At 65.7% G+C, this 1,731-nt stretch carries 1 protein-coding gene and 1 pseudogene; one reads left to right on the top strand and one right to left on the bottom strand.

The window, feature by feature from the left end:
• Window positions 1–119 (top strand): annotated as a pseudogene (locus tag EN750_RS32930) (putrescine ABC transporter permease PotI); the annotation flags it as partial.
• 23 nt (window positions 120–142) lie between these two features.
• Here the strand turns inward: EN750_RS32930 and EN750_RS32925 are convergent.
• On the bottom strand, window positions 143–1,731 hold a 1,589-nt coding region (locus EN750_RS32925), incomplete at its 5' end, for an AsmA family protein (protein WP_145968143.1).

Here is a 1,731-nt window from a genome sequence, read left to right as displayed (position 1 = left end):
ACGCTGCCTGCACCATCCTGATCGCTGTCGTGGCGATTGGCGTCATCATCGCCTCGCTTGCCAACAAGCGGCGTGAGGTGCAGCGCCAGCTCGACGAGCAGGCGGCGCAGCGCGGGTGAAAGACAGGAGGCGCAGTGGCGGCCTATTCCCCCGAAACGCCGCGGCTGATCGGGGAAATGAACGGCGTGCTCCAGGTTCCGCCGACGAAGAACGATGACTGGTTGGGACCTTGCTGGCCGTTGGCCTGCGTTGCCGCCTGGTCAGGCTGAATGACGCCGCCGGACAAGGCCAGTCCGCGCCCGGCGTAGGACGCGATGCCGGACAGCCAGATCTTGTACTTCGCTGAATTGGCCTCGGCCTTGTCGATCCGCGCCACGCCCTTCGAAATGGTGGCCTTGATCTCGGCGCCGTCGATCGGCAATGTTCCGTCGGAGACGTCGTCGAGCGCGAAGAAGCCGCCCTGTTCGGTATGTTTGAGGAAGGCCGGCAGGTTGAGCTTGCTCAACGCACCCGGCCCGAAGGTCGCCGAGACCGAGCCGTCGGCATTGTCGAAGATGGAATCCCAGGTTCTGCCCGGCCCCTTGAGGATCACCGAGACGGTGCCCGTGCCGACCGGCACCAGCCGCGTCATCCCTGCCGCCGTGCCGAACGCACCGCCGTCGATGTCGGACGCCAGAAGGCGGATTTCGACCTGCGAGCCCTCCGGCTTGCGATCGAAGCGAAGGCTGGTCTGGATGTTGCCGCCGAAGGCCGAGGCATCGGAGATGTCGAATACCGACAGACCATCCTTGACCTGGGCGGTGGCGGCGACATCGGCGAGCTGGATAGGTCCCGCCGTGGCGTGGGCTGCCGACAGCCTCAGATCGAGATTGATCTTGTCGGCGAAACTTGTGTCGATTTCGCCGGGTCCCGCCCCTCCGGTCGGCACCAGCGGGGTGAAGGCCGAAAGAAACGATCTGAGGTCGAGCGTGTCGAAGGCGAGCGTACCGGAGATCACAGGTTGTGCGCCAAGCGAGAGGTCCAGTGCACCCATCCCCGGATTGTTGTCGAGTGCAATTGCCGTGTTGTCGAACTTGACGCGCCCGCCCGTCGCGGTGATCTTGCTCGAAATGCTGACCGAGCCGATCGCCGCACCCGGAGCGATGCCGGCCTGCGACCATTCCAGGACACGCCGCAGCGAGGGTGCCGAGAACTTCGCCTGACCGTCGAAATAGGTATTTTCAGACATGCTGGCCGTGCCGTCGAACGAGAAGGTGGCGGGCGCCGCCTTGAAGGACAGCGTCAGCGGCGCCGTGCCGCCGGCAAACAGCACAAGTGGTCTGGCCGAGGCGACGTCCAGCGCGACGCTTTCGCCCCGCCAGATCCCTGTTGCCGACAGCGTCGCATTGCTGTTCATCGCCGCCCAATTCGCCTGACCGTTTAAACTGCTCAGGATCTCGACGTCCTTGCCGCCGATGGACGCTACCATTCGGCCGTCGCGAAACTCGACCGTGCCGAAGGTGTCGGTAGGCAGCTTGTCGAGGTCCGGCTTGGCGGGGTCGGCATTGACCACGCCGCGCGCCGTGTCGATGGAACGCGTGATGCGCCCGCCGGTGGGGACAGCGGGCAGGAAAAGGCCGGCAGGCGTGCGCTGGACCCGGATCGTCGGCCGCACCAGCCGCGCCGTCGAAAACACCACGTCGCCGCGCAGCGCCGCCATGGCGGAAAGGTCGACCTCGACCCGTTCTGCCT

It is taken from the genome of Mesorhizobium sp. M7A.F.Ca.ET.027.03.2.1 (genome assembly GCF_003999175.1).
Lineage (GTDB): Bacteria > Pseudomonadota > Alphaproteobacteria > Rhizobiales > Rhizobiaceae > Mesorhizobium.
The sequence above is the reverse complement of the archived record's forward strand: the minus strand, read 5'-3'. Positions and strand labels throughout refer to the sequence as shown.